The 21,085-nt window shown below is 64.0% G+C and carries 10 protein-coding genes and 1 pseudogene; all 11 read right to left on the bottom strand.

Going from position 1 to position 21,085, the window contains the following annotated elements:
- Positions 1 to 102 (bottom strand): annotated as a pseudogene (locus AB4Y92_RS07520) (IS1595 family transposase); the annotation flags it as partial.
- 95 nt (positions 103 to 197) lie between these two features.
- Positions 198 to 632 carry a hypothetical protein gene (locus AB4Y92_RS07515; RefSeq protein ID WP_441819048.1) on the bottom strand — a complete coding sequence of 145 codons (435 nt, stop codon included), beginning with the start codon at positions 630 to 632 and terminating at the stop codon, positions 198 to 200.
- A complete protein-coding gene (locus AB4Y92_RS07510) occupies positions 632 to 6,091 on the bottom strand; it encodes an RHS repeat-associated core domain-containing protein (protein WP_441819047.1) in 5,460 nt (1,819 codons plus the stop codon). Before AB4Y92_RS07510 ends, AB4Y92_RS07515 begins: the two co-directional genes overlap by 1 nt.
- A 77-nt stretch (positions 6,092 to 6,168) precedes the next feature.
- On the bottom strand, positions 6,169 to 12,120 hold the full coding sequence (locus AB4Y92_RS07505) for an IPT/TIG domain-containing protein (RefSeq protein ID WP_441819046.1): 5,952 nt from the start codon (positions 12,118 to 12,120) through the stop codon (positions 6,169 to 6,171).
- A gap of 107 nt (positions 12,121 to 12,227) precedes the next feature.
- Entirely contained in the window at positions 12,228 to 12,869 is a 642-nt protein-coding gene (locus tag AB4Y92_RS07500) for a hypothetical protein (protein WP_441819045.1), read from the bottom strand.
- 331 nt (positions 12,870 to 13,200) lie between these two features.
- Positions 13,201 to 13,935, bottom strand: a complete 735-nt coding sequence (tsaB, locus tag AB4Y92_RS07495; protein ID WP_441819044.1) for a tRNA (adenosine(37)-N6)-threonylcarbamoyltransferase complex dimerization subunit type 1 TsaB — start codon at positions 13,933 to 13,935, stop codon at positions 13,201 to 13,203.
- Between the two features lie 295 nt (positions 13,936 to 14,230).
- The gene (locus tag AB4Y92_RS07490; RefSeq protein WP_441819043.1) at positions 14,231 to 14,665 is read right to left on the bottom strand and encodes a VOC family protein; all 435 of its coding nucleotides are present in this window, start codon (positions 14,663 to 14,665) and stop codon (positions 14,231 to 14,233) included.
- Positions 14,666 to 14,682: 17 nt separating this feature from the next.
- Positions 14,683 to 16,791 (bottom strand): ATP-dependent DNA helicase, encoded by a 2,109-nt coding sequence (locus tag AB4Y92_RS07485; RefSeq protein WP_441819042.1) that lies wholly within the window; start codon positions 16,789 to 16,791, stop codon positions 14,683 to 14,685.
- Between the two features lie 7 nt (positions 16,792 to 16,798).
- A complete protein-coding gene (locus tag AB4Y92_RS07480) occupies positions 16,799 to 17,416 on the bottom strand; it encodes a hypothetical protein (RefSeq protein ID WP_441819041.1) in 618 nt (205 codons plus the stop codon).
- Between the two features lie 3 nt (positions 17,417 to 17,419).
- Positions 17,420 to 19,834, bottom strand: a complete 2,415-nt coding sequence (gene mrcB / locus AB4Y92_RS07475; RefSeq protein WP_441819040.1) for a penicillin-binding protein 1B — start codon at positions 19,832 to 19,834, stop codon at positions 17,420 to 17,422.
- Positions 19,835 to 19,996: 162 nt separating this feature from the next.
- Positions 19,997 to 20,932 (bottom strand): glycosyltransferase family 2 protein, encoded by a 936-nt coding sequence (locus AB4Y92_RS07470; RefSeq protein WP_441819039.1) that lies wholly within the window; start codon positions 20,930 to 20,932, stop codon positions 19,997 to 19,999.
- Between the last annotated feature and the right edge of the window lie 153 nt (positions 20,933 to 21,085).

Genomic DNA, 21,085 nt, shown 5'->3' with positions numbered 1-21,085 from the left:
GGTGTTGGTGGCGGTGAGATCCAGTGACCAACAGCGCACGAGCGCCCGAAATCGGGCCTCGCTGATTTTCGAACGGCGGTAATACCTGTTTTTCTTTTGCATTTCAGGAAGATAGCTGCGTTATGGGGCAGCTTTGCTTCCTAAGACCCAAACAAAATCCCGCCGGTGAGGGCAGAGTTTGTATTCAGAAGGCATGGCTATTTGGACTGGCAAACGGCGTCAGCATTGCCCCAGTTGACTTGCAGAGCGTATGCGCCGCCCGATCCTAACGGGGTGATTTCCGCAACGAGATCGCCTTTGCAGTAACGATCAATGCCTCCGTACGCCACACGCACCTTGCGCCAGCTATGCGCTTCCATCCGCTTCTGGCCATCCTCCGCGGCGAGCACATAGCGTGCCCCCTTCATTTGCACGCGAGCAGAAATGTAGACAGATTTTTTGTCAAAAATTTCCACGGCGGATAACTTGTCACCGGGGAACGCTGCAATCACCTCTTCCAGCTCTCTATTGATGACCTCTCGACTTGGCCTCACTGATTTACTCAGGTAACGCATGTGGCTAACAACGAAGTACAAGCAGAAGGCTATGAAAGCCAAGCCAAGCACATTCTTGATAATGGATCGCAGCGACATCACCACCCCGGAAGCGACCACGACGTCTGAGCACCGACGGAACCAGGCGAGACTTCCACGCCAGCCCCCACGCCGTAGAGGACCGCACCACCACTGCCTGGGGAATATGCAACACCTCCGCCGAACACGTCGTGTGCAGTGGCGGAATAGCCAAGACTCGTAAGGAACTTGTCGGTTTTAGCTCCTTGCTCTTTTGCATTGGGGCAATACGACATCAAGCTTCCTCCGTTCAACGAGAAGCTAAGTCCACGTACCCAGTTTGGATATGCTTTCGCGAAACCGCCAGACGCAAAGATATTGCCGCTACGGCTCAGTGTGAGGCTGGCGCCAATCACATATACCGATGCCGACAACTGAATGAAATCTGGCGCTCGCCCCCCTGTGCTTTGCCCAGTTCCACCGTCGGCAAGATAGACCACTCTGTATGCTGCCCCCGCCTCCAATCCAAGTGGGTCGGTATACGAGATTGGGTTCCCCCCGACATAGGCATATGTATTTATCCCACCTGCCAACCCAATCGGATCCTCACTGATAAACCGCGCCATCCCGGGATGGTAGTAGCGGGCCCGATAGTAATACAGTCCGCTATCGTCCCGTTCGCGCCCCGCGTACTGGTATGGATTACTAAACCCGCCCTGCGACGCCTCAGTCTGACCATAGGGCGTATAGTCGTAGCGCTGCACCACCGCGCCACTCGCGTTCGACAACGCCTTCGTGCTGCCCAACGCGTCGGTCAGAAAATACGTTCGGCCTGATACGTCAGTGCGCGCAAAGCGTTCGTCGATGCCCATACCGGTCAAGATGCCACTCACCACCGCGCCGCGCGTCTCTTGCACCGCGTCCAGGCCATCGTGCAAATATTGCACCGTCTGGCCGTTCTCGGTTTTTCCCGCACGGCGGCCCAGCGGGTCGTACACATAGCTGGCGATCGTCTGGCCGCCCTGCTGGATCGACACCAACTGATCGCGGTTATTCCACACATAGGTGCGGGTGCCGTCGTCGATCAGGTTGCCATTGGTGTCATAGCGCAATGTTTGGGCGTGGTATTGGATCTGCCGATGATTGTCGTCGAACGCGCTGCCGTCACTCGCCGCAGGCAACAAGGTGTTCGCCCATGAACCCGTTTGCGCTATGCGGCGACCGATTCGATCATAGCCGTAGCCCATAGCGCCCAATACCGCCCCATCAGCCTTGGCGTAAGCCAGTCCGACCAGATCGCCCGCATCGTTGAAGTCGTATGCCGCCGTTACGCCATTCGGCAATGTCATCGTCTTACGACGACCAATCTCGTCGTAGTCGAATGCGACTTCTTCCGTACCCTGCAAGATCCGGCGCAACTGATCGCCGTCGTCGTAACGGTACTCGACCTTGGCCTGGCTCCCAGCGGTCATGCCGATACGCCTCCCTACTTCGTCGTAATCGTACGTCACCGTGCCAGCGGCGCTGGTTTCGCTGCGCACGCGGTCGAACTCGTCGTACTCCCAGCTCAAGGTTCCGGCGGCCGTGTCTATCAGCTGGCGGCGGCGGTCGGCGGCGTCGTACACGACGGTCTGGGTGCTGCCGTCCGCGAGCGTCACCTTATCTGGACGTCCCAATACGTCGTAGCTGACAGTCGAGATTTGATCGCGGCGGTTCTTATGGGCCTTGACCCGGTCGCCGTCAAAATACGTCCACGTCTCGACCTGATCCAGGCTGTCGCGACGCTCCTTTACCCGGTCCCGTTCGTCGTAGACGTAGGTAATGCCGTTGCCATGCGGCAATAGCACCGCCGAGACGTTGCCGTTGTTGTCGTAACTGATCTCGGTGGTCCGCTGCATCGGATCGGTCACGGTCCGCACCCGATCGTTACTATCGTAGGTGCGCCGTGCGATCCGGCCTTCCGTATCACGCACCACCACCACCCGGCCCAGCGTGTCATAGGCCATACCGGTGGCACGGCCCAACGGATCGATCACCGCCGCCAATTCGCCGCCCTCGTAGTGGTAGGCCATCGTGTAGCCCTTCGCATCGGTGGTCGTCAGCGGCTGGCCCGCGAAATTGCACACGATCTGGGTGCTGCGGTTCAGCGGATCGGTAATCCGGCTCAAACAGCCGTCCGTGTATTGCAGTGTCGTCGTGCGATTCAACGGATCGGTCACACTGCGAAGGTCGCCATTATCGTAGTACGACATCCGGATCGATTGCGCCTTCGGCGTACCCGCCATGCCCGTCACCTGCGTGACCTGGCTTGCGGCGTTGTACTGATACTCGGTCTTGCGCCCCAACGGATCGGTGCGCGCCTTGACTTGCCCCGACGCATAGCGCTCGAACAAGTACGTCTGCGCCTTGTCCGTGCCGTATCCATAGGTATCGCTGATCGGATACGGCGCGGCGTTTTCGTCGAACAACACTCGGCGCTTGACTCCGTCCGGACGCGTCACCAGCACTGCCAACAGCCCTTCCGGCGTGTTGCTATAATTGAATGCGTAAACGCTGTTATCCGCCAGCGTCTGCCTGGATATCCGGCCGATCCAGCTACCGTACTTCGGATATTCGTTATAGACCACGCGATTCCCACGGCGGTCTGTCACCGACTCCATCACATGTTGCTGTAGGTACGTGCCGAACTTCTTGTGGTCCTTCGCATACAGGCAATAGCGCGGATCGACGTTGATCCCCGACGGGCATACGTCGAAGTCATCGGCAAACGTACTCACCAAATAGGTGTAGCGCTTGGCCGTCTGGTCCGGATAGGTCACCGTCGAGAGCAGACCCTTGTCGTTGTAGTCGTAGGTCCAGCTGCGACCGGTGTGATCCTGCGCCGTTTTGATCCGGTTCTGTGCATCATACGTAAACTTCACAGTTCGTCCGTTCGGCGATACCAATTGAGTCAGCAGGCCCGCGCTGTAGACCAATCGGGTCTGGTTGCCGAACCGGTCCTGCACCCATTGAAGCCGAGTGTTGTTATAGCTACCGAACTGCATCGTCGCGCCGTCGCGCAAAGTCACCCGGTACGCACGGCCATATGGTTGTTCCGGATCTGAGTCGAAGATCGAGCGCATCACGGCGCCCGCATAGCCGGTGCGCGATCCATTCTGGCGCCATTCGCCTTGCGGACCGGTGCCCGATAAGCGATCGAACTGCACGGCCGAACCATTCGGAAGCACGATGCGGATGGCCGCATAGTCATCGGAGGTGCGCTGCAAATAATGGCCGTACCCAAGCGACATGCCCAGCCCGAATTCGCGCTTGCCCATGTCACGCGGCCGGTAGTGCCGCTCGAGCGACAGCGGCACCACGTCGTTGATCGTCACGTCGGTGTCGGCGTAGATGAAATCGCCAGTGTGCAAGTCGACCGGGTCGCCCTCGGTGCCCGCACCACCCGCCTTAGCGTTCTGGTCCGCGCACTTCGAATCGGGGCATTCGCCGCTCTGATCCGGCGGCATACCATCCTTCGGCGGCGGATCGTTATTGGGCACGCTGTACATACCGCCCATCGTCTGGTGCAGCGCCACCCCGCGCTCGGGTTCGAACTGGCGTCCGTCCGCCGATACCGTGCCTTGGCCGTACACGCGCCAGCCTTCGCGCGGGTCGTAGATCCAGAAGTCCGCCACTGTCCCCGCCGGCTTGCGGTCGTAGTTCGGGTAATACACCCGGATCCCACCCGACGCCGTCGGCGTCAGACCTTGCACCTGCGCGCCACCCGGTTCCAGCGTGAACGCCATCGGGTGATTTTCCTTCACCGGGAACGGCGCGCGGTTCACCGGCGTCGGCACGATCGCCAGTTCGGTCACCAACCGCCCCTTGCGGTCGCGGATCACCGCGCCCGCCGGGATCCGCAACTCCAGGCCCGGCATGTCCGGATGGCCGATGCGCATCTCCTGCTTCAACGGCGAGGCAATCTGGATCTTGTCGCGCGCGGTGATCCGCGGCAGGTGCAGTAGATAGTTCAGTTCCGTCAGCTTGCCCTTGGCCACGCGCATGCCGACCACGAATTGGCCGTACTCAGCCTGCGCGCTATTGGCCGTACTGCCGTCCACGTACAGTTCCTGCCAGCCCGGCGTCGCGTCCAGCAAGGTGAACCAGCCGTCCGCGTCGGTCCGCGCCTTGTTCGCGCCGATGCTGACTTCCACGTTCGCCACCGGCTGTTCGTCGATCCGCACCACCCGTCCGCGCACCACCGTCACGCCGTACAGCGCCGCGGTCTTGGCCATCGACGGATTCGGCGTCGGCGCCTCATCCTGAGTATAGATACGCCAGCGACTGTCGGTGTTATCCGCGCCGGGATACCACACGGCGTCGTTGAGTTCCGAGCGCGCTCGGCATGGCGCGTACCACGCGCCCTTCTGCGCGCATCGACGTGCTTCGCCTTCACCTGTGATCTGCACTTCGCTCTGCGCCGTTGCCGGCAACTGGGCAGCGTTCAACGCAGCGGTGCGGAAATCGATCGCCGTGGTCGCCAGCGACTGGCCGTTGCGGCCGCGCACGCCATCGATCAGCAGCGTGTACGGCGAATCCGGAAACAGCGCCTGCTGCGGCGTTACGAACGCCAAGCGACCGCCTTCGGCCGGCACCACCTTCGCGGCGGTGCGGCCGCCGGGGCCGAACAACACCACACTGCTGGCGTTCACTTCCGCCGCTTGCAGCGGCTGGTTAAAGCGCAGCCACAGCCGGCCGTCCGGCGACACGTTCTGCGCCTTCGCCGCCGGCCACGAACCCGACAGCACCGGCGCCGCATTCTTGGCATCGGCCACGGCTGGCACCGCCGGCCCGAAGCGCTGTGCCTGCGGATCGAAGTGGGCATCGCCGCTCACCCGCCGGCCCTGCGCGTCCACGCCTCCAGACAGCCGCACCGTGCCGTCGCCTTCCAGCGAACCGGTATGCCCCAGCCGCGGCTGCGTCCAGGCGCCGTCCACCACCTGCACCACTCCGTCGCGCGCATCCCACACTTCCGCCTTGGCCACGCCCGCCACGCCCGGCGTCCAGCCGCCGCTCACCAACAACCGGCCATCGCTCAGCAACGTCGCCGCATGGCCCGCACGCGGCGCCAAGCCCGGCACCTGCGCCGGGGATAGCGTCTGCGCCGCCGGATCGAACCACAGGCCTTCGTCCTGCACCCTGCCAGCATCGTCCACGCCTCCCCACACAAGCACCCGACCGTCGGCCAGCACGTTCACGCTCGCTAGGCGGCGCGGCGAGATCAGCGGCCAGCGCCGCACCTGACTGCCCTTCGAATCGTCGCGGCGCAGGCTGAGGCCACGGCCGTCGCGCTCGAGCACCAGCCAACGGCCGTCGGGCAACTGCGCGCTTACTTCGCGCGATTGCAGCGCCAGCTGTTGCGACAACGATACCGGTAGCGGATCCAGCGCCGCGACCACTTCGCCCGGCCGCAGCAATGCCGCGCCCAGCGATAGCCCCAGGGCCAGCGCGATCGTGCCGATCCGCCAAGATTTGCGCTTTCCCTGCTCGATACGGTTCATGACCTAGATCTTCCTGAAGCTGTTTTATCAATTAGAGAACCACAGCGCCGAGATACTCGCCTGGCGGGAGCCGATGCTCAGTTGGGCAACGTACGCAATGCCGCGGAAAAACTCATCGTCCCGCTACCATTTGCAGGAGCAAAAATTGAAACGGTATGACGCCCCGCCGACAGGTTGCGCAGGTCCACACCACACCCGCCATCGGAGGCGTAGCAGGCTAGGCTGGTCACCTGAGTGCCGTCGCTGCGATAGATGTAGACCATCGCAGCGGCAACTGTATTCGGCGTCGTCAAAGCGCTGATCGCCAGACGGAAATTGGCACCTTGCGCGGCAGTAAAATCCAGATAAGCGTTCTGCCCGGACAATTGCGTCGACAAGTTCGCCGAAGTGCCATCCGCCATCAAGGTGGAAGACTGTCCGGCCAGCAGCCCCACCACCGCACTCACCGCCTCGCCACTGTTCGGATCAACGAACAACAGGTACTCACCGCTGACCGGCACATTGGCGATATTCATAGTCAGCGTCGTCGTGGTGTAGCTCTGCTGCAGAACGCTGCCATCGGGCTTGTATACGGTGTAGTAGACGCGGCGCCCCGTCGGCACCGTGTTTTGCCCGGATACGCTGAAAGCGAAGGACTCACCGGCGCTGGCAGAGAATCTGAGCCGAGCGTTCTCGCCGATTCGCGCAAGTGCCAGATTCAACGACGAGCCCGGCGTCAGTACATGCGCAGCATCCAGACTTACGGCAGCGTTGAAGCTCATCGTCGCGGTGTTGACGTTCGGGATGACCGTGACGGTGTAACGCCCAGCCTCCAGGTTCCACAGATCCAGATCGCAGCCGTTGTCATCGGTGCTGCAGCCTCGGCTGGTGACGCGCGATCCGTTCGCTCGATCCACATACACGGTCGCCGAGCCTTGGCTGATGATCAGGCTGCCGATGCCTATTCCGACATTCGCGCCCTGTTGGGCATCGAACCGGATGTAACCGTACTGCCCGGGCGACTGAGTGGAGAAGCTGCGCTCCGCACTGCCTGGCTGCAATTCCGCGGTTTGGCCCGTCAGCAGAGTCACCTGCATATTCGCGGTTTCGCCGCTTTCGGGATCAACGAAAAGCATGTATTCGCCGCTGACCGGCAGCTCATAAAGATTCATCGTCGCCGGCCCGGTGGCGTAGGCCTGCTGAAGCACGGTGCCATCCGGCCTGTAGACCGTGTAGTACACCTTGCGACCGCTTGGCATAGTGGTTTGGCTGGCAATGCCGAATGCGAAGCTCTGGCCCGCGTTAGCGGCGAACTTCAGGCGCGCATTCTCGCCGCGGCGCGACAGAGTCAGCGCCTTCGCAACGTCGGGAGTCAAGACGTGCACGGCGTCCAGACTGGCTGAAACACTGAAGTTCAGCACTCCCGCACCGCTGTTCGGGATGACCACGACGGAGTAACGACCGGCCGCCAGATTCCATAGATCCACGTCGCAGCCGTTGTCGCTCGGGCTGCAGCCACGACTGGTTACTTGAGAACCATCCGCGCGATATACGTACACCGTCGCCCCTGCACCGTTCGATCCGGCTATGGTCAGATCAGCGATACCGATGCCGACGTTGGCGCCTTGCTGGGCATCGAACTTGAAATAAACATTTTGTCCAGGCGCCTCGGCGGTGAAGCTGTGTGGTGCGCCACCGAATTGCAGGTCCGCCGACTGACCGACTGACAGCTTTACCTGCGAGCTCGCGGATTCGCCGCTCTCTGGATCGACGAAAAGCGTGTAATCGCCACTGACCGGTAGATCGGGCAGGTTCATGGTCAGGCCCGACACTGCGTAGCCCTGCTGCAACAATCCCCCGTCGGGCTTGTTCACTGAGTAATAAACTTTGCGCCCCACCGGCATAGAGATCTGGTTGGTCACGTTGAACACAAATGTCTGGCCAAGGTTGGCAGCGAATTTCAGCCGCGCATTCTGGCCGCGGCGTGGCAACGACAAATCCAGAGGCGTGTTCGGCGTCAAGCTATTAACGACGTCGGGGCTGACAGTGAGATTGAAGGTCATCACCCCATTTCCGTTGCTCGGCGGATAGACGATGGCCGTGTAGCGGCCGGCGGCAAGTCCTGCCAGATCGAGGTCGCATCCGCCGTCCGTCGCGTAGCACGAGCGACTGGTCAACTGGGTGCCGTCGGGGCGATACACGTATACCGATGCTCCGGCGATCGTTCCCGGCGTGGCCAGGTCGCTGATGCCCAGACCCAGGTTGGCTCCTTGGGTCGCATTGAACGAGAAATAGGCGTATTGACCGTTGATTCGAGTCAGGAAACTGGTCGGATCACCGCCGACGGCGATCGACTGCGACTCGCCCGAGCCCAGGATTACTTGCGCAGACACGGTTTCGCCCGCGCGAGGATCGACGAATACGAAATACTCTCCACTCGCCGGCAGCTCGAACAGATTCATCGCCACCGCGCTACTGGTACTGGCCTGTTGTAGCAACGAGCCGTCTGGCTTGTGGACCGTGTAACTGACGCTACGGCCACCCGGCACGGTGTTTTGCCCGCTGACACCAAAGGCGAAGGTTTGACCCGCGTTGGCGGAAAAGCGCAACCGTGCATTCTGGCCACGCCGATTCAGCGCCATGTTCACCGGCATGTCAGTGGCTAGCGTGATCACCGCATCGGCGCTTACGGTGGCATTGAAGCTCATCGTGCTTGCGGCCGCCGGCGGCGCCACCAGGACGCTGTAGGTGCCGGCAGTCAGGTTACTCAAGTCCAGATCACACCCACCATCGGTGGCGTAGCAGGCACCGCTGGTCAATTGCGTGCCATCGGGGCGATAAACGATCACTTGAGCACTGGCGATGGTGCCGACGGTCAGCAGATCGGAAATGCCCAAGCCAAGATTCGCGCCTTGCTCGGCGGTGAACTCGAAGTACACGTTCTGGCCGGGGGCTTTGGTCGCGAAGCTTCGCGGCGGCGTACCGCCATCGACCACGCCAACCTCTCCGGGCAGCAATGTCGCTTGCGCGATATAGGTTTCCCCATGATCAGGATCAATGAACAACGTGTACTGCCCGCTTACCGGCAACTTGGACAGATTGATCGTCAGATCGCCCGAGATGATGGTGTTGTACAGCGAGGCACCGTCGGGCTTATACAACCGATAGTTCACTTTGCGGCCCGCCGGCGAGGTCTTCGCACCGGTCAAACTTAGGGCAAATGTCTGCCCCGCCTCGGCGGAGAAAGTCAGCCGACCGTTCTCACCCGGCCGGGGCAGTTCGTAATTCAACGGAGCGTTGAGTGTCAATGGGGAAACCTTGTCCTCACTCAACGTCGCCTTGAACGACATCGTCCGATTGCCGTTGCTCGGCGGCATGACGGTGACGTTGTAGGTGCCGGTTTCGGGAATGGCCAGATCCAGATCGCAGCCGTTTTCAGAAGTGGAGCAGTTGACCGAAGCCAACTCGCTGCCGCCAGGCTTGTAGACGTAAACAAGCACCGAAGCCACGGTACCCGGTGTCAGCAGGTCGCTGATGCCCAGTCCCAAGTTCGCATCCTTGGCAGCATCAAATGTGAAGTAGACGTTCTGTCCCGGCGTTTGCGTGGCAAAGCTTCCGAGCGAGCCACCCGGATCCGGGCCGCCGACCTGGCCGGACACGAGCTTCGCCTGCATCGAAGCCGCTTCACCCTGCCCCGGATCCATGAAAATCGTATATGTGCCGCTTGCAGGCAAACCCGGCAAGTTCAAGGTCAAGTCGTCGCGTGTGTCGGCCTGATGCAACACACTTCCGTCCGGCTTATAGACTGTGTAGTAGACCTTTCCGTTCTCCGGCTGAGTGGACTGCGCAGATACGTTAAAGGCTCGCGTTTGCCCGGCTTGCGCCTGGAATGTCAGTCGCGCGTTCTGTCCTGGACGGGGAACAGTGATGGCCTGGAGTTCGGCGTCTAGGCTCAGAGGCAGAATCAGGTCCGTGCTCAAACTAGTCTTGAACGACATCGTGCGCGCGCCGGTGGCCGGAGGCGTCACCATCGCCCGATAGGCTCCTGCCGGCAGATTCGCCAAGTTCAGGTCGCACCCTTTGTACTCGGCGTAGCAGTACTCATAGGACAGTTGACTGCCGTCGGGACGATAAACATAAACGGTAGCCGGGCCCGTGCCGCCTGGCGTGGCCAACTCGCTCAGGCCCAACCCCAAGTTGGCGCCCTGTTCGGCCGAAAAGCTGAAGTAGATGTTCTGTCCGGCAGCGGCTGTGGAAAACGACAGCGGATCCTGTCCAGCCCCTATAGCGCCAGTTTCGCCTGGAATCAGTGTGATCTGGGCGGTAGAAGTCTCGCCATTCTTCGGATCCACGTACAATAGATAGCTTCCCGCGACCAACGCCTCCAGGTTCAAGGTGAGATCCGACTTGCTTTGTGCCTGCTGCAGCACGCTGCCGTCGGGTTTGTAGACCGTGTAGTAAACATCACGATCTGCGGGCGTGGTTGATTGCCCTTCGACTCGGAAAGCGAATGTCTGACCAGCCTGAGCGGAGAATGACAAGCGGCCGTTCTGTCCAAATCGGTCCAATATCAGCGTTGTAGGCACTGCGGGCGCCAAGCTAAGCGCACGATCCTCGCTCAGGCTTGCCTTGAACGACATCGTCCGGTCGCCTATAGAGGAGGGCTGCACGATCAAGCTGTATTGTCCAGGCATGCCGACGGTTAGGTTCAGGTCGCAACTACTGGTTTGGGCGTCGCAGTTCTCATAGCTCAATTGGCTACCGTCCGGGCGATACAGCCGAGCCTGGACTGCGCCAACCGAGTTTGGCGTAAGCAATTCGTGCAGACCGATACCGATATGACCGCCGACGTCGAGCTTCATCGTCAGGCGCTTGCTCTGGTTGGCCACGATCGTCGCCATCGCTACTGGTTCTGCCTGCGGGCCCAGCACGGGATTCTTTTCCCAGGCGAGATTCCACGAGGCTGGCGCACCGGGCTTCAACAACAGCAAGTTCACGCCAGCGGAAAGCGGCGGCAGATGCAACGACGGCACCTCTCCACTCGCCTCCCCTGTTATCAGCAGGCGATTGTCGGGCGCATAGACGCTGTACGTGAGCTTCGTAGAGCCCAGCCCGGAGAACTGCAGGCTGGTCATTTCCGCGCCCATCGTCGGCAACAACAGCGCAACCGATTGGCCTGCTGTGTTCGTCGCCACGGTACGCTCGCCCGCATCGAGCGCTATGCGCCCGACATTGATCACATCGGCCGGATTCGTGCCGGTGGGCAAGACGACGAAATCCGATTCGGTTTGTGCGCTGCCGTACGGTGTACTGATCGAAATTTTACCGGACCCGGCACGGCTGGGCACAGCGAATATGACCTGCGTGTTACTGGCATCACTGTGCACCGCCACGCGCGTGCCGATCAGGACCCGGCTCATGTCCGGCGCGGGATACAATCGTTGCCCCGTGACGGTGACGACCGTCGAGGCGTTGCCGATCATCGGTGTCACACCGGTGATCACCGGCGGCATGGCGCTCTCGTCAACGACGAAATCAGCCGGCCCCGATACGGTCTGGCTGCCGACAGTGACGGTCAACGGGCCAGTGGTAGCGCCGGCGGGGACAAGCACGTCCAACTCGGTGAGCTTGGCGACGATCACTGGCGCAGCGACGCCGTTGAAGCGCACCAGATTGTCGGTGGGAATCTCGCTGAACCCCTGACCTTCGATCCGGACGGTGATCCCACTGGCGCCGCGTGCCGGCGTAAATGAGAAAATCGCCACCTGTCCGGCCGCCAGCCGATCGATTTTCAGCAGATTGCCTACTTTGTCGTAGACGTAGCGCGCGCTCTCCCCAGACTGTTCATTGACGGTCACCACCAGGCGGCCGTTGTCGTCGTAGACATATTTGGTGGCCACAGCCCACGATGCGGTGAGCAAGGCCAGCATGCCAATGAACGGGGCCAGCCAGAACAGACGTGAGCGGCCCGCGGCATTCCGTTCCGATGATCGAAGCGTCCGCAGCAAGGGGAGCGCAGTCCGGGCGATTTCAGCAACGCGGTCTTCCATGCGACTTTCTCCGAGGGCTCCACCAACGCGGGTATTTGCCCTCAATCCGATGATTCATCGCAAACCGCCCGGCAGCGTCTGGCATGCCGGCCGGTCTGCTCGCGCCCTCACTGCCCGCCGTTAGGCGAAGGCGGCTGCGCCACTTCGATTTCCTGCTGTCCAACCCGCTTACTGCCGAAGTCCACTTCGACCAGGTAACGACCGAGACTCCAACCGCCGTCGCCTTGCTTGACGAACTGCAAATTCGTAGTGGCAGGCGCCGACAGAGTGACGGTCCTTTGCAACTCGGTCACCGTAGCGCCGTTGGCCATGGCGATGAGACGTGCGGAGATCGGCACGTTCTCGCCCTGTCCCGTGGTGCGGATCGAGGCGATGAGCTTGTCGTGCGGAGCGAAGCGCGTGGCCGCAGCGACGGAACCGTCGTCCTTGGATTCGTTACCGATGTCCAGGGCGAACAGCATCAAGCCGACGTCTGGTTGCGAATCGGCTCGGAGCGCGGGCGCCTGCTGCGAGATCGGCGGGTCGCCGTCGCTCTTGCCGCATCCGGCCGCGGTCGCTGCGAACAGCAGCACCGCCCAGAGCGTCTTGTGTCTCCACCACGACATCTTCGCCACCTCGTTTAGGTTTGTTGTCTTATGTACGCGCCGGAAACGGCAGACCGACTCCAGGCCAATCGCGCATGCAGATGGATCGTCGGCGTCGCCGGCGACCGTCGGTGTTGATGTCGGTATCCCCAATCGTCCATCCATGAGACTTCGCTGAGCGCTTGCAACGGCTAGCACCCATCGCCGCCGCCCCATTGGCCATGTTTCAGTATCGAAACATACAGCTCCGACACGAAGCTAGATAGCTATTCGATTTCGTTAATGAATCGTACAAAATCATATTTATGTGACGAACAACACCGATTCTGAAATTCTACGCGTAGCCATTCGCCACCGTACGCGCCTTATGGCAGACCCGTCTGCACTGTCACTGTGCCCATTGGTCCGACAGCGCTCTAGTAGATGAAGTAATGCGTGTGCCGCCGCCACAGCACGACTGGTATCCGTCTCAAGATGAGGCCGTTAAGGCCAACAGCTACTCCGAGCGAGCTCGCAATGCAGCCTGCTCGGCGATGGTGAGAGCGACGTTGTTGCGTAGGTACGCCGGTTCGATACGCTCGGGTGCGACGCTCTCGCCACGTGCGTAGGCGGCTGCGGCAAGGCGGGCGAGGTCGGCGGCGTGCGGCAGCGCGTTGGGGTCGATCGCGGCGAAACGCGCGCCCAGGCGCTGGCGCAGGGCACCGTCGGCGGCGGCGAAGCCGGTGCCGACGCCGAACCATACATTATCGGCTGCATTGTCGCCGAGGTCGGGCAGCGCTACGGCGTCGGGACCGAGCACTGCTTCGCGGTCGAGCACGAGCGGTTCGCCATCGCGCAGTTCGTAGGCGGCGGCATAGATCTCACCCATGCGCGCGTCGATCGCGCTGAGCACGCATCGCGGGCCTGCGCCGGTGGTCAGCGGCTGCGCACGCAGAGCCAGCACGGCGAGGGTGGAGATCGGAATCACCGGCACGTCCAGCGCGAGGGCCACACCTTGAGCCAGGGAGATCGCCAGGCGCACGCCGGTGAACGCGCCAGGGCCGCGGCCGATCGCGATTGCGTCGAGCTGGCTGCGCTTGAGGCCGGCTTCGTCCAGCAACTGCTCGGCCCACGGCAGCGAGAGCTCGGCGTGACGGCGCGGCGCGAGTTCGTAGCGTTCGCGCACTTCGCCGTCCAGCCACAGGGCGACGGAGCAGGCTTCAGTGGAGGTTTCGAAGGCTAGGAGGTTCATTGTTGCTCGTGGTTGTTGCTTTGGGTGTTGCGCGGTCGTTGGTGCGGCCTGGGTCTCGCATTCGTTTTTTGCTCGTCATTCCCGCGAACGCGGGCTCTGCTTTACTTCGGCGGAGCCGAACATCCAGGGCCTTTCGTGCGAGAACGCTTGAAGTCGCTGGATTCCCGCGTTCGCGGGAATGACGGGGTGAGGGAGCCGCGGCAACTGGATAGGTCGAAGTGTGGGCGCGCGCGATCGGATGAGGGGAAGTAGTCGCGCGAAAATCAATCACCCGCAACACAACCCCTCACCCACCTCACTCCGCAACCACCGCCGGATCATTCGGATTCGGCTGCCACAATTCGATCAGCCCGCCTTCCGGATCCACCACATACCCGAACTTGCCCTGCTCGCTTTCCTCATAACGATCGAGCACCTGACAGCCTTCCTCGCGCAGCGCCTGCAGCGTGGCCTTCAGATCATCGACGCGGAAGTTCAGCATGTAAGGCTTGTCGCTGGGCTTGAAATACTCGGTGTTCTCCGCGAACGGCGACCAGATGGTGTAGCCGGTCTCGCCGGTCTCCTCGCGCTGCCACGAGAACATCGCGCCGCCCCAGCCCTGCCCGCCGATGTCGAGGTGGCGCTCGTACCAGGCCGACAAGGCCGACGGATCGCGCGCCTTGAAGAACACGCCGCCCAGTCCGTGCACGCGCGGCTTGCGCGCCGACGCAGTCTGATTGTCTTCGCTCATGCTCTCACCCTCCCAGGTCAGCGGTAGTAATCGTCGTCGTCCGACGACGAGGCCGAAGCCGATTCTAGTACCACCGGCCGGCCGGAGAAGAAATCGGCCACGTCCTCGATCCGGCGCGTGCGCGGCAGCGGCGGCAGCGAGTCCAGGAAGGTCTTGCCGTAGCTCTTGGACAGCAGGCGCGGGTCGCACAGCACCAGCACGCCGCGATCGGTTTCGCTGCGGATCAGGCGGCCGGCGCCCTGCTTCAGCGCGATCACCGCCTGCGGCAGTTGCTCGTCGCGGAACGGGTTGCCGCCGCCGCGCTTGATCGCATCCAGGCGCGCTTCGAACACCGGATCGTCGGGCGCGGCGAAAGGCAGCTTGTCGATCACCACCACGCTCAGCGCCTCGCCGGCCACGTCCACGCCTTCGCGGAAACTGGCCGCGCCCAGCAACACGCCGTTGCCGGAGGCGCGGAAGCGTTCCAACAGCACGTGCCGCGGCGCCTCGCCCTGCACGAACAACGGCCACGGGCCGCCGCGCAGCAACTCGGCGGTTTCGCGCAGGGCGCGGTGCGAGGCGAACAACACGAAAGCGCGGCCGCCGGAGGCTTCCAGGATCGGCCGCAGCTTATCGACCAGGCTTTCGTTGTAATGCCGCACCGCCGGATCGGGCAGTCCCGGCGGCAGATACAGCAGCGCCTGTTGCGCCCAGTCGAACGGACTGGGCGCCAGCAAGGTCGTGGGCTCGGCCAAGCCGAGCTTTTGCGCGTAATGCTGGAAATGCCCGCCGACCGCGAGCGTGGCCGAAGTGAACACCCAGGCCGCGCGCGAACGTTCGCGATGCTCGGCCAAGGGCCCGGCGACATCCAGCGGCGTGCGCGCCAGGCGGAAGCCGCGCGCGGTGAGTTCGTACCACAACACGCTGGTGTCGGGCGCGGCCGGCGCTTCGGCGTCCTGCCCGGCATCGGCGGTTTCGTCCGCCTCGGCGCTGACCACCGGCTCGCGCGGCGGCGGCGAGAAGTCGTCGTATTCGGCTTCTTCCTGCACCGGCCGCGGCACCGGCGCACCGCGCCAGCGCTTGAGCTTGGTTTCGAAATCCTTCGCCCGCGCGTGGCAGCTGTCGAACCCCGGCGCCGCGGCACGCAGCGAATCGAGCGCGTTCTGCATCGCCCGCAGCGCTTGCTCCAGTTCGTCGAAGGCCGCTTCCACCGCCGGCAATTCGGCGGCGCGGCGGCGGGTCGCGCGCACCGGCAGGTCGTCCATCGCCGCGCGCAGGCCGCGCACGGCTTGTTCCAGATCGCGCGCCGGCACCTGCACCGTCGCCAGCGCGCCGGTCACCGTCTTGCATTCGGCCAGCGCGTCGCGCGCCAGTTCCACCAGCGGACGCGCGCTGATCGCTTCGCCGAAGAATTGCGAAGCCAGCTCCGGCAGCTGATGCGCCTCATCGACCACGAAGGCCTGCGCGCCGGGCAGGATTTCGCCGAAGCCTTCCTGCTTGAGCGCCAGATCGGCGAGCAGCAGATGATGATTGACCACGACCAGATCCGCCGCCTGCGCGCGCTGGCGCGCCTGCACGACGAAGCAGTCGGCGTACATCGGGCATTCGCTGCCCAGGCAGTTTTCCGCCGTGGAGGTCACCATCGGCAGCAGCGGCGAGTCTTCCGGCAATGCGTCGAGTTCGGCCAGATCGCCGGCGCGGGTGCGCCCGGCCCAGCTGACGATGCGCTGGAACTGGGCGGCGTATTCGCGGCTGGTGAAGCGCGGCTCGCCCTTGGCCTGCTCGGTGCGGTACTTGCACAGATAGTTGGCGCGGCCTTTCAGCAAGGCCGTCTTCAAGCCGATGCCCAGCGCGTCGCGCACGCGCGGCAGGTCGCGGTGATAGAGCTGATCCTGCAGCGCGCGGGTGCCGGTGGAGACGATGGTCTTCAGCCCCGACAACAGCGCCGGCACCAGGTAGGCGAAGGTCTTGCCGGTGCCGGTGCCGGCCTCGGCCAGCAGGGTCGAGCGCGACTCGAACGCATCGGCGATCGCCACGGACAAATCCTGCTGCGCAGATCGCGGCGCGAACGCGGCGATGTTGCGCGCGAGGTCGCCGCCTTCGCTCAGCGCGGCACGACTGGCGACGCCAAGGCGGCTGGGTTCCATGTAAGGCTCAGTAGCGCGGTTGGGCGGCGACGGTGCACACGCCGATCTTGGCCTGCGCTTGCTTGCGCGCCTCGGTCAGCGCGGTGCGCTGCGGAATCAACGCGTCGTAATGATCCTGGCGCTGGGCCAGTTTCATCGCCGCGTTGACCCCGTCGAGCTGGCCCTGCTTGGCCTGGGCGATGGTCGCCCAATGCCGGCGGCACAGCGGCCCGACCCGCGAGCCGCCGTTGTAGGCCTGCTGCGCGTAGCGTTCGGCGTCGTCGAGGCGGTGCAGATACAGCGCGGCTTCGGCGCGTTCCTGCAGCAGCGCCGGATCGTTGCCGTTGATCTGCAGCGCCTGATCCAGCGCGGCCGCGGCTTCGGGGTATTTGCGGGTTTTTTCCAGGGCATCGGCGCGCTGGCGCAGATCCTCGACCTGAGTGTCGCGGATCGGCTGCACGTCGAGCTCGCGCGCGTCGGCGCCGCCGGCGGCGCGCACCGCGGCGACCGCGGCCTCGCCGTTGAAATTGGCTTCGGCCAGCGCCGAGGGTTGCGGCGGCGCGACCGTGCAGGCCGCGGCCAGTGCGGTCAGGACCGCGATTGCGGCGCCGCGGGGGACGGCGCCGGCTAAGGAACTGCGCTTCATTGCTTACTGCTCCGGGGGCGGGGGATTGTTCGACGGCGCCGGTTCGCGCGCGGGTTCATCCTTGTCCTTGCCGATACCGAACCACGAGCGCCAGCCGCCGCCTGATTCCTCCGCGCCGGCCTCGGGCTGCGGCTCGGGACACGGCGCGTACTGCGGCGCGAAACCGGCGACGAACGGGAAGCGGCGCGCGCCTACGCAGGCGGCGTCGGTGGTGTTGGTGCCGATCACCGACTGCCAGTCCAGGCCCTTGTCGGTGACTTTCAGCGGCGCGGTGGGAAGGCGCGAGAAGATCGCCGACCACACCCGCATCGCGCCGGTGGCGCCGTACAGGCCGGTGGTCTGGTTCTGATCGTTGCCGACCCAGATCACCGCCAGATGATCGCCGGTCCAGCCGGCGAACCAGCTGTCGCGGCCGTCGTTGCTGGTGCCGGTCTTGCCGGCCGGCGACAGACGGCCCAGGCCGTCGCCGACCAATTGCCGGCCGGTGCCGTTGGTGATCGCCTGCTGCAGGGCGATGGTGATCAGGCGCGCGGCGATCGCGTCGCCTTCCTGCGCCGGCGCCGGTTCCTTGTCGTAGCGCTTGACCGCCTTGCCGTCGGCACCGAGCACGCCGCGCACCGCGTGCAGCGGCTGCACTTCGCCGCCGGAGGCGAGGAACTGGTACAGCTGCGCCATCGCGTACGGGCTTTGATCGACCGCGCCGAGAATCAGCGAGGGATTGTTCGGCGCCTGGATGCCGGCAAGCTTCTGCACCAACTCGCCGATGCTCTCCGGCGAGACCTGCATGCCGATGCGCACCGTGGCCTGGTTGTAGGACATGGCCAGCGCATCGACCATGCGCACCAGGCCATGGCTGCGGCCGTCGGAGTTGCCCGGATTCCAGTTGCGACCGCGGCCGAGCTTCACCGTCACCGGCGAATCGTCGATCCAGCTGGCGAGGTTGAACTCACTGGGCCGCGCCAGCGCCAGCAGATACACGAACGGCTTGAGCAGCGAACCCACCGGCCGCTGCGCTTCCACCGCGCGATTGAAACCGGGCTGGGTGAACTCGCGGCTGCCGACCACCGCCACCACTTCGCCGTTGTGCACGTCGGTGACCACCAGGCCGCTTTGCAGCGGCGGGCGGCGCTTGTTGTCCAGGCTCTTGAGCGTGCGCGCCACCGCGCCTTCGGCCTGCGCCTGCGCCGACGGCGACATGCCGCTCATCACGCTCAGGCCGGCGCCGGCCAGCGCATCGGCCGGATAGTCGCGCGCCAGTTGGCGGCGGACCAGATCGACGTAGGCCGGGAAACGGTTGGCGGCGATATTGCCCGGGTTCTGGGTGATTTCCAGCGGCGCCTTGATCGCGCGATCGTATTCTTCCTGCTTGATCAGCTGGGTCTCAAGCATTTCGCCCAGGACGAAATTGCGCCGCTGCAGCGCGCGCTCGGGATTGCGGCGCGGATCGTAGTAGGACGGGCCGCGCACGATGCCGATCAGCAGCGCGACCTGCTCGGTGTTGAGGTCGCGCAGATCGCGGCCGAACCAGAACTCCGACGCGGCGGCGACGCCGTGAATGGCCTGCGAGCCGCGCTGGCCCAGATAGACCTGATTGAAATAGGCCTCGAGGATGGTGCGCTTGTCGTAGCGCGCCTCGATCAGCAGGGCGTAGATGATTTCCTTGCCCTTGCGCGTCAGGGTCTGTTCCTGGCCGATGCCGAGCAGACCGCTGCGCGCGAGCTGCTGGGTCAGGGTGCTGGCGCCCTGCTTGGCGCGGCCGGCGGCGACGTTCTTGAACGCGGCGCGGATCATGCCGCTGATGTCGATGCCGATGTGGTGGTTGAAGTCGCGGTCCTCGACCGCCTGCAGGCCGGTGACCAACAGCTCGGGCACCTCCTCGATGCGCACCAGCCGCCGTTCTTCCTGCTTCTGCCCGTACAGCGTGGCGATGCGCGCCGGGTCCAGGCGCGCGACCCGGATCGCCTTGCGCGTGGTCAGGTCGCGCACGCCGGCGACGCGGCCGCCGGAGACGATCACTTCGATCCGGCGCGGTTGCACCACGCCGTCGACATCGTTGAAACCGCGGCTGGCGATGGTGAACTTGCCGCCTTCGCGGGCGTAGGTGCCCGGACGCTCGCCGCCGTCCTCGCGATAGGAAGCCGCGTCGAGTTCGGTCTTCAGCGTGGCCGGATCCAGCGCCAGGCCCGGCGCGAGTTCCAGCGGCCGCGCATAGACCCGCGTGGGAATCTGCCATTGCAGCTGGCCGAAGCGCTGGCCGACCTCGTGATTGAGGTAGAGCGTGTACGGAATCAGGAAGCCGAGCCCCAGGCCGACGGCGGCCAGGGCCCAGGTCACCAGACGGCGGCGCCAGCTCGGCGCGCTGCCGTTCTCGTCGCTGTCGTCGTCGTGCTCGTCTTCGTCGTAATCGATTCGGGCCACAGGGGTGCCGTACAGGGGGTCGCGGGGAAGTCTAGCGCAGGCGTCCGGGGGCCGTGCTCAGGCCGGACGGCAGGGGCATTGCGCATTCAGACCCTGTGAATAAGCGATGGTTCAGGCAGATGGGCCGTTTCCCGGCGTGTCTTCGATGTGGGAGGGGCTGTTCTAGTCCGCTTGGGTTGGCATCGGCCCTTGCCGACCCAGCACACCATCGCGCAGACCGCGCAGCATCGCGCCCAGATACGCCAGCCGCGGCTTGAGGAACAAAGCGGTGCCGACGAACTTCAACACCAGCCGCGGCAGATCCTGCGCCGCCCAGCGCCCGGGCACCTCGGCGCGGCGGTACAGCAGCACGCGGTTGCGCATCATGTAGTACAGCCGGGTCGGGCTGTGGACGACGGTGCGGTACGGCAACAGGCTCGACACCCGCACCAGATCACCGATGCGGTGCTGCATGCGCGCATCGCACACGCCGAACAGCTTGTAGCCGCGATGGCGCGCGCGCGAGCTCCATTCGATATCGACGTTGTCGATGAACAAACCCTCGTCCATGCCGCCGACGACATCGAGCACGTCCAGCGGCAGCAAGGTGCCCGAGGTGATGAGGAAATCGCAGTCGATTACCTGCCCCGGCCCGCCGAACAGCTTGCGGTTCATCGGAAAAGCGATGCGCACGAACGGCGCGACTTCGCCGGTGCGCTGGTCGCGGAACTGCGGCCCGACCGCGGCGACCGGGCCGTGCGTCTGCAACTGGCTGAGCTGATGGTGCAAGGTCGCGACCATGCCGGCATCGACGATGCTGTCCTGGTCCATCAGCAGGATCTGGGCGAAACCGGCCTCACGCGCGGCGCGCGCGGCCTGGTTGATGGCGCTGCCCAGGCCGACGTTGCGCGGCGAGCGCAGCACCTTCACGCCGCGTGCGCGCAGTTCGTCGAAATAGGCCTCCAGGGCCGCGCCGGTGCTGGCATTGTCGAAAATCGCGACCTGTCCGACCTGCGGCAACACCGCGGCGATCACCTGCTCCAGCAATTCGATCTGCGGGTGGTAGGTGACTATGGCGGCGCAAATCCCGGACACGCCGGATCGTGCGGAAGCGCTCATGCCGGACCGATTCCCGAATGCGGCCGGGCGCGTCCGCGCACCGGCAGGTAAGGCGCGCGCGGCGACGGAAGGCTGCAGAGAAAGGGCATGCGACCATTATCGCCCATCGCCGCGCCGAGGGTGCGGCGCGGGCGCGGGCAAGGCCATCGTCAC

This window comes from Lysobacter sp. TAB13 (assembly GCF_052113885.1).
GTDB classification, from domain to species: Bacteria; Pseudomonadota; Gammaproteobacteria; order Xanthomonadales; family Xanthomonadaceae; genus Lysobacter; species Lysobacter gummosus.
Note: the sequence above shows the minus strand (reverse complement) of the source record. Positions and strands in the feature narration are given on the sequence as shown.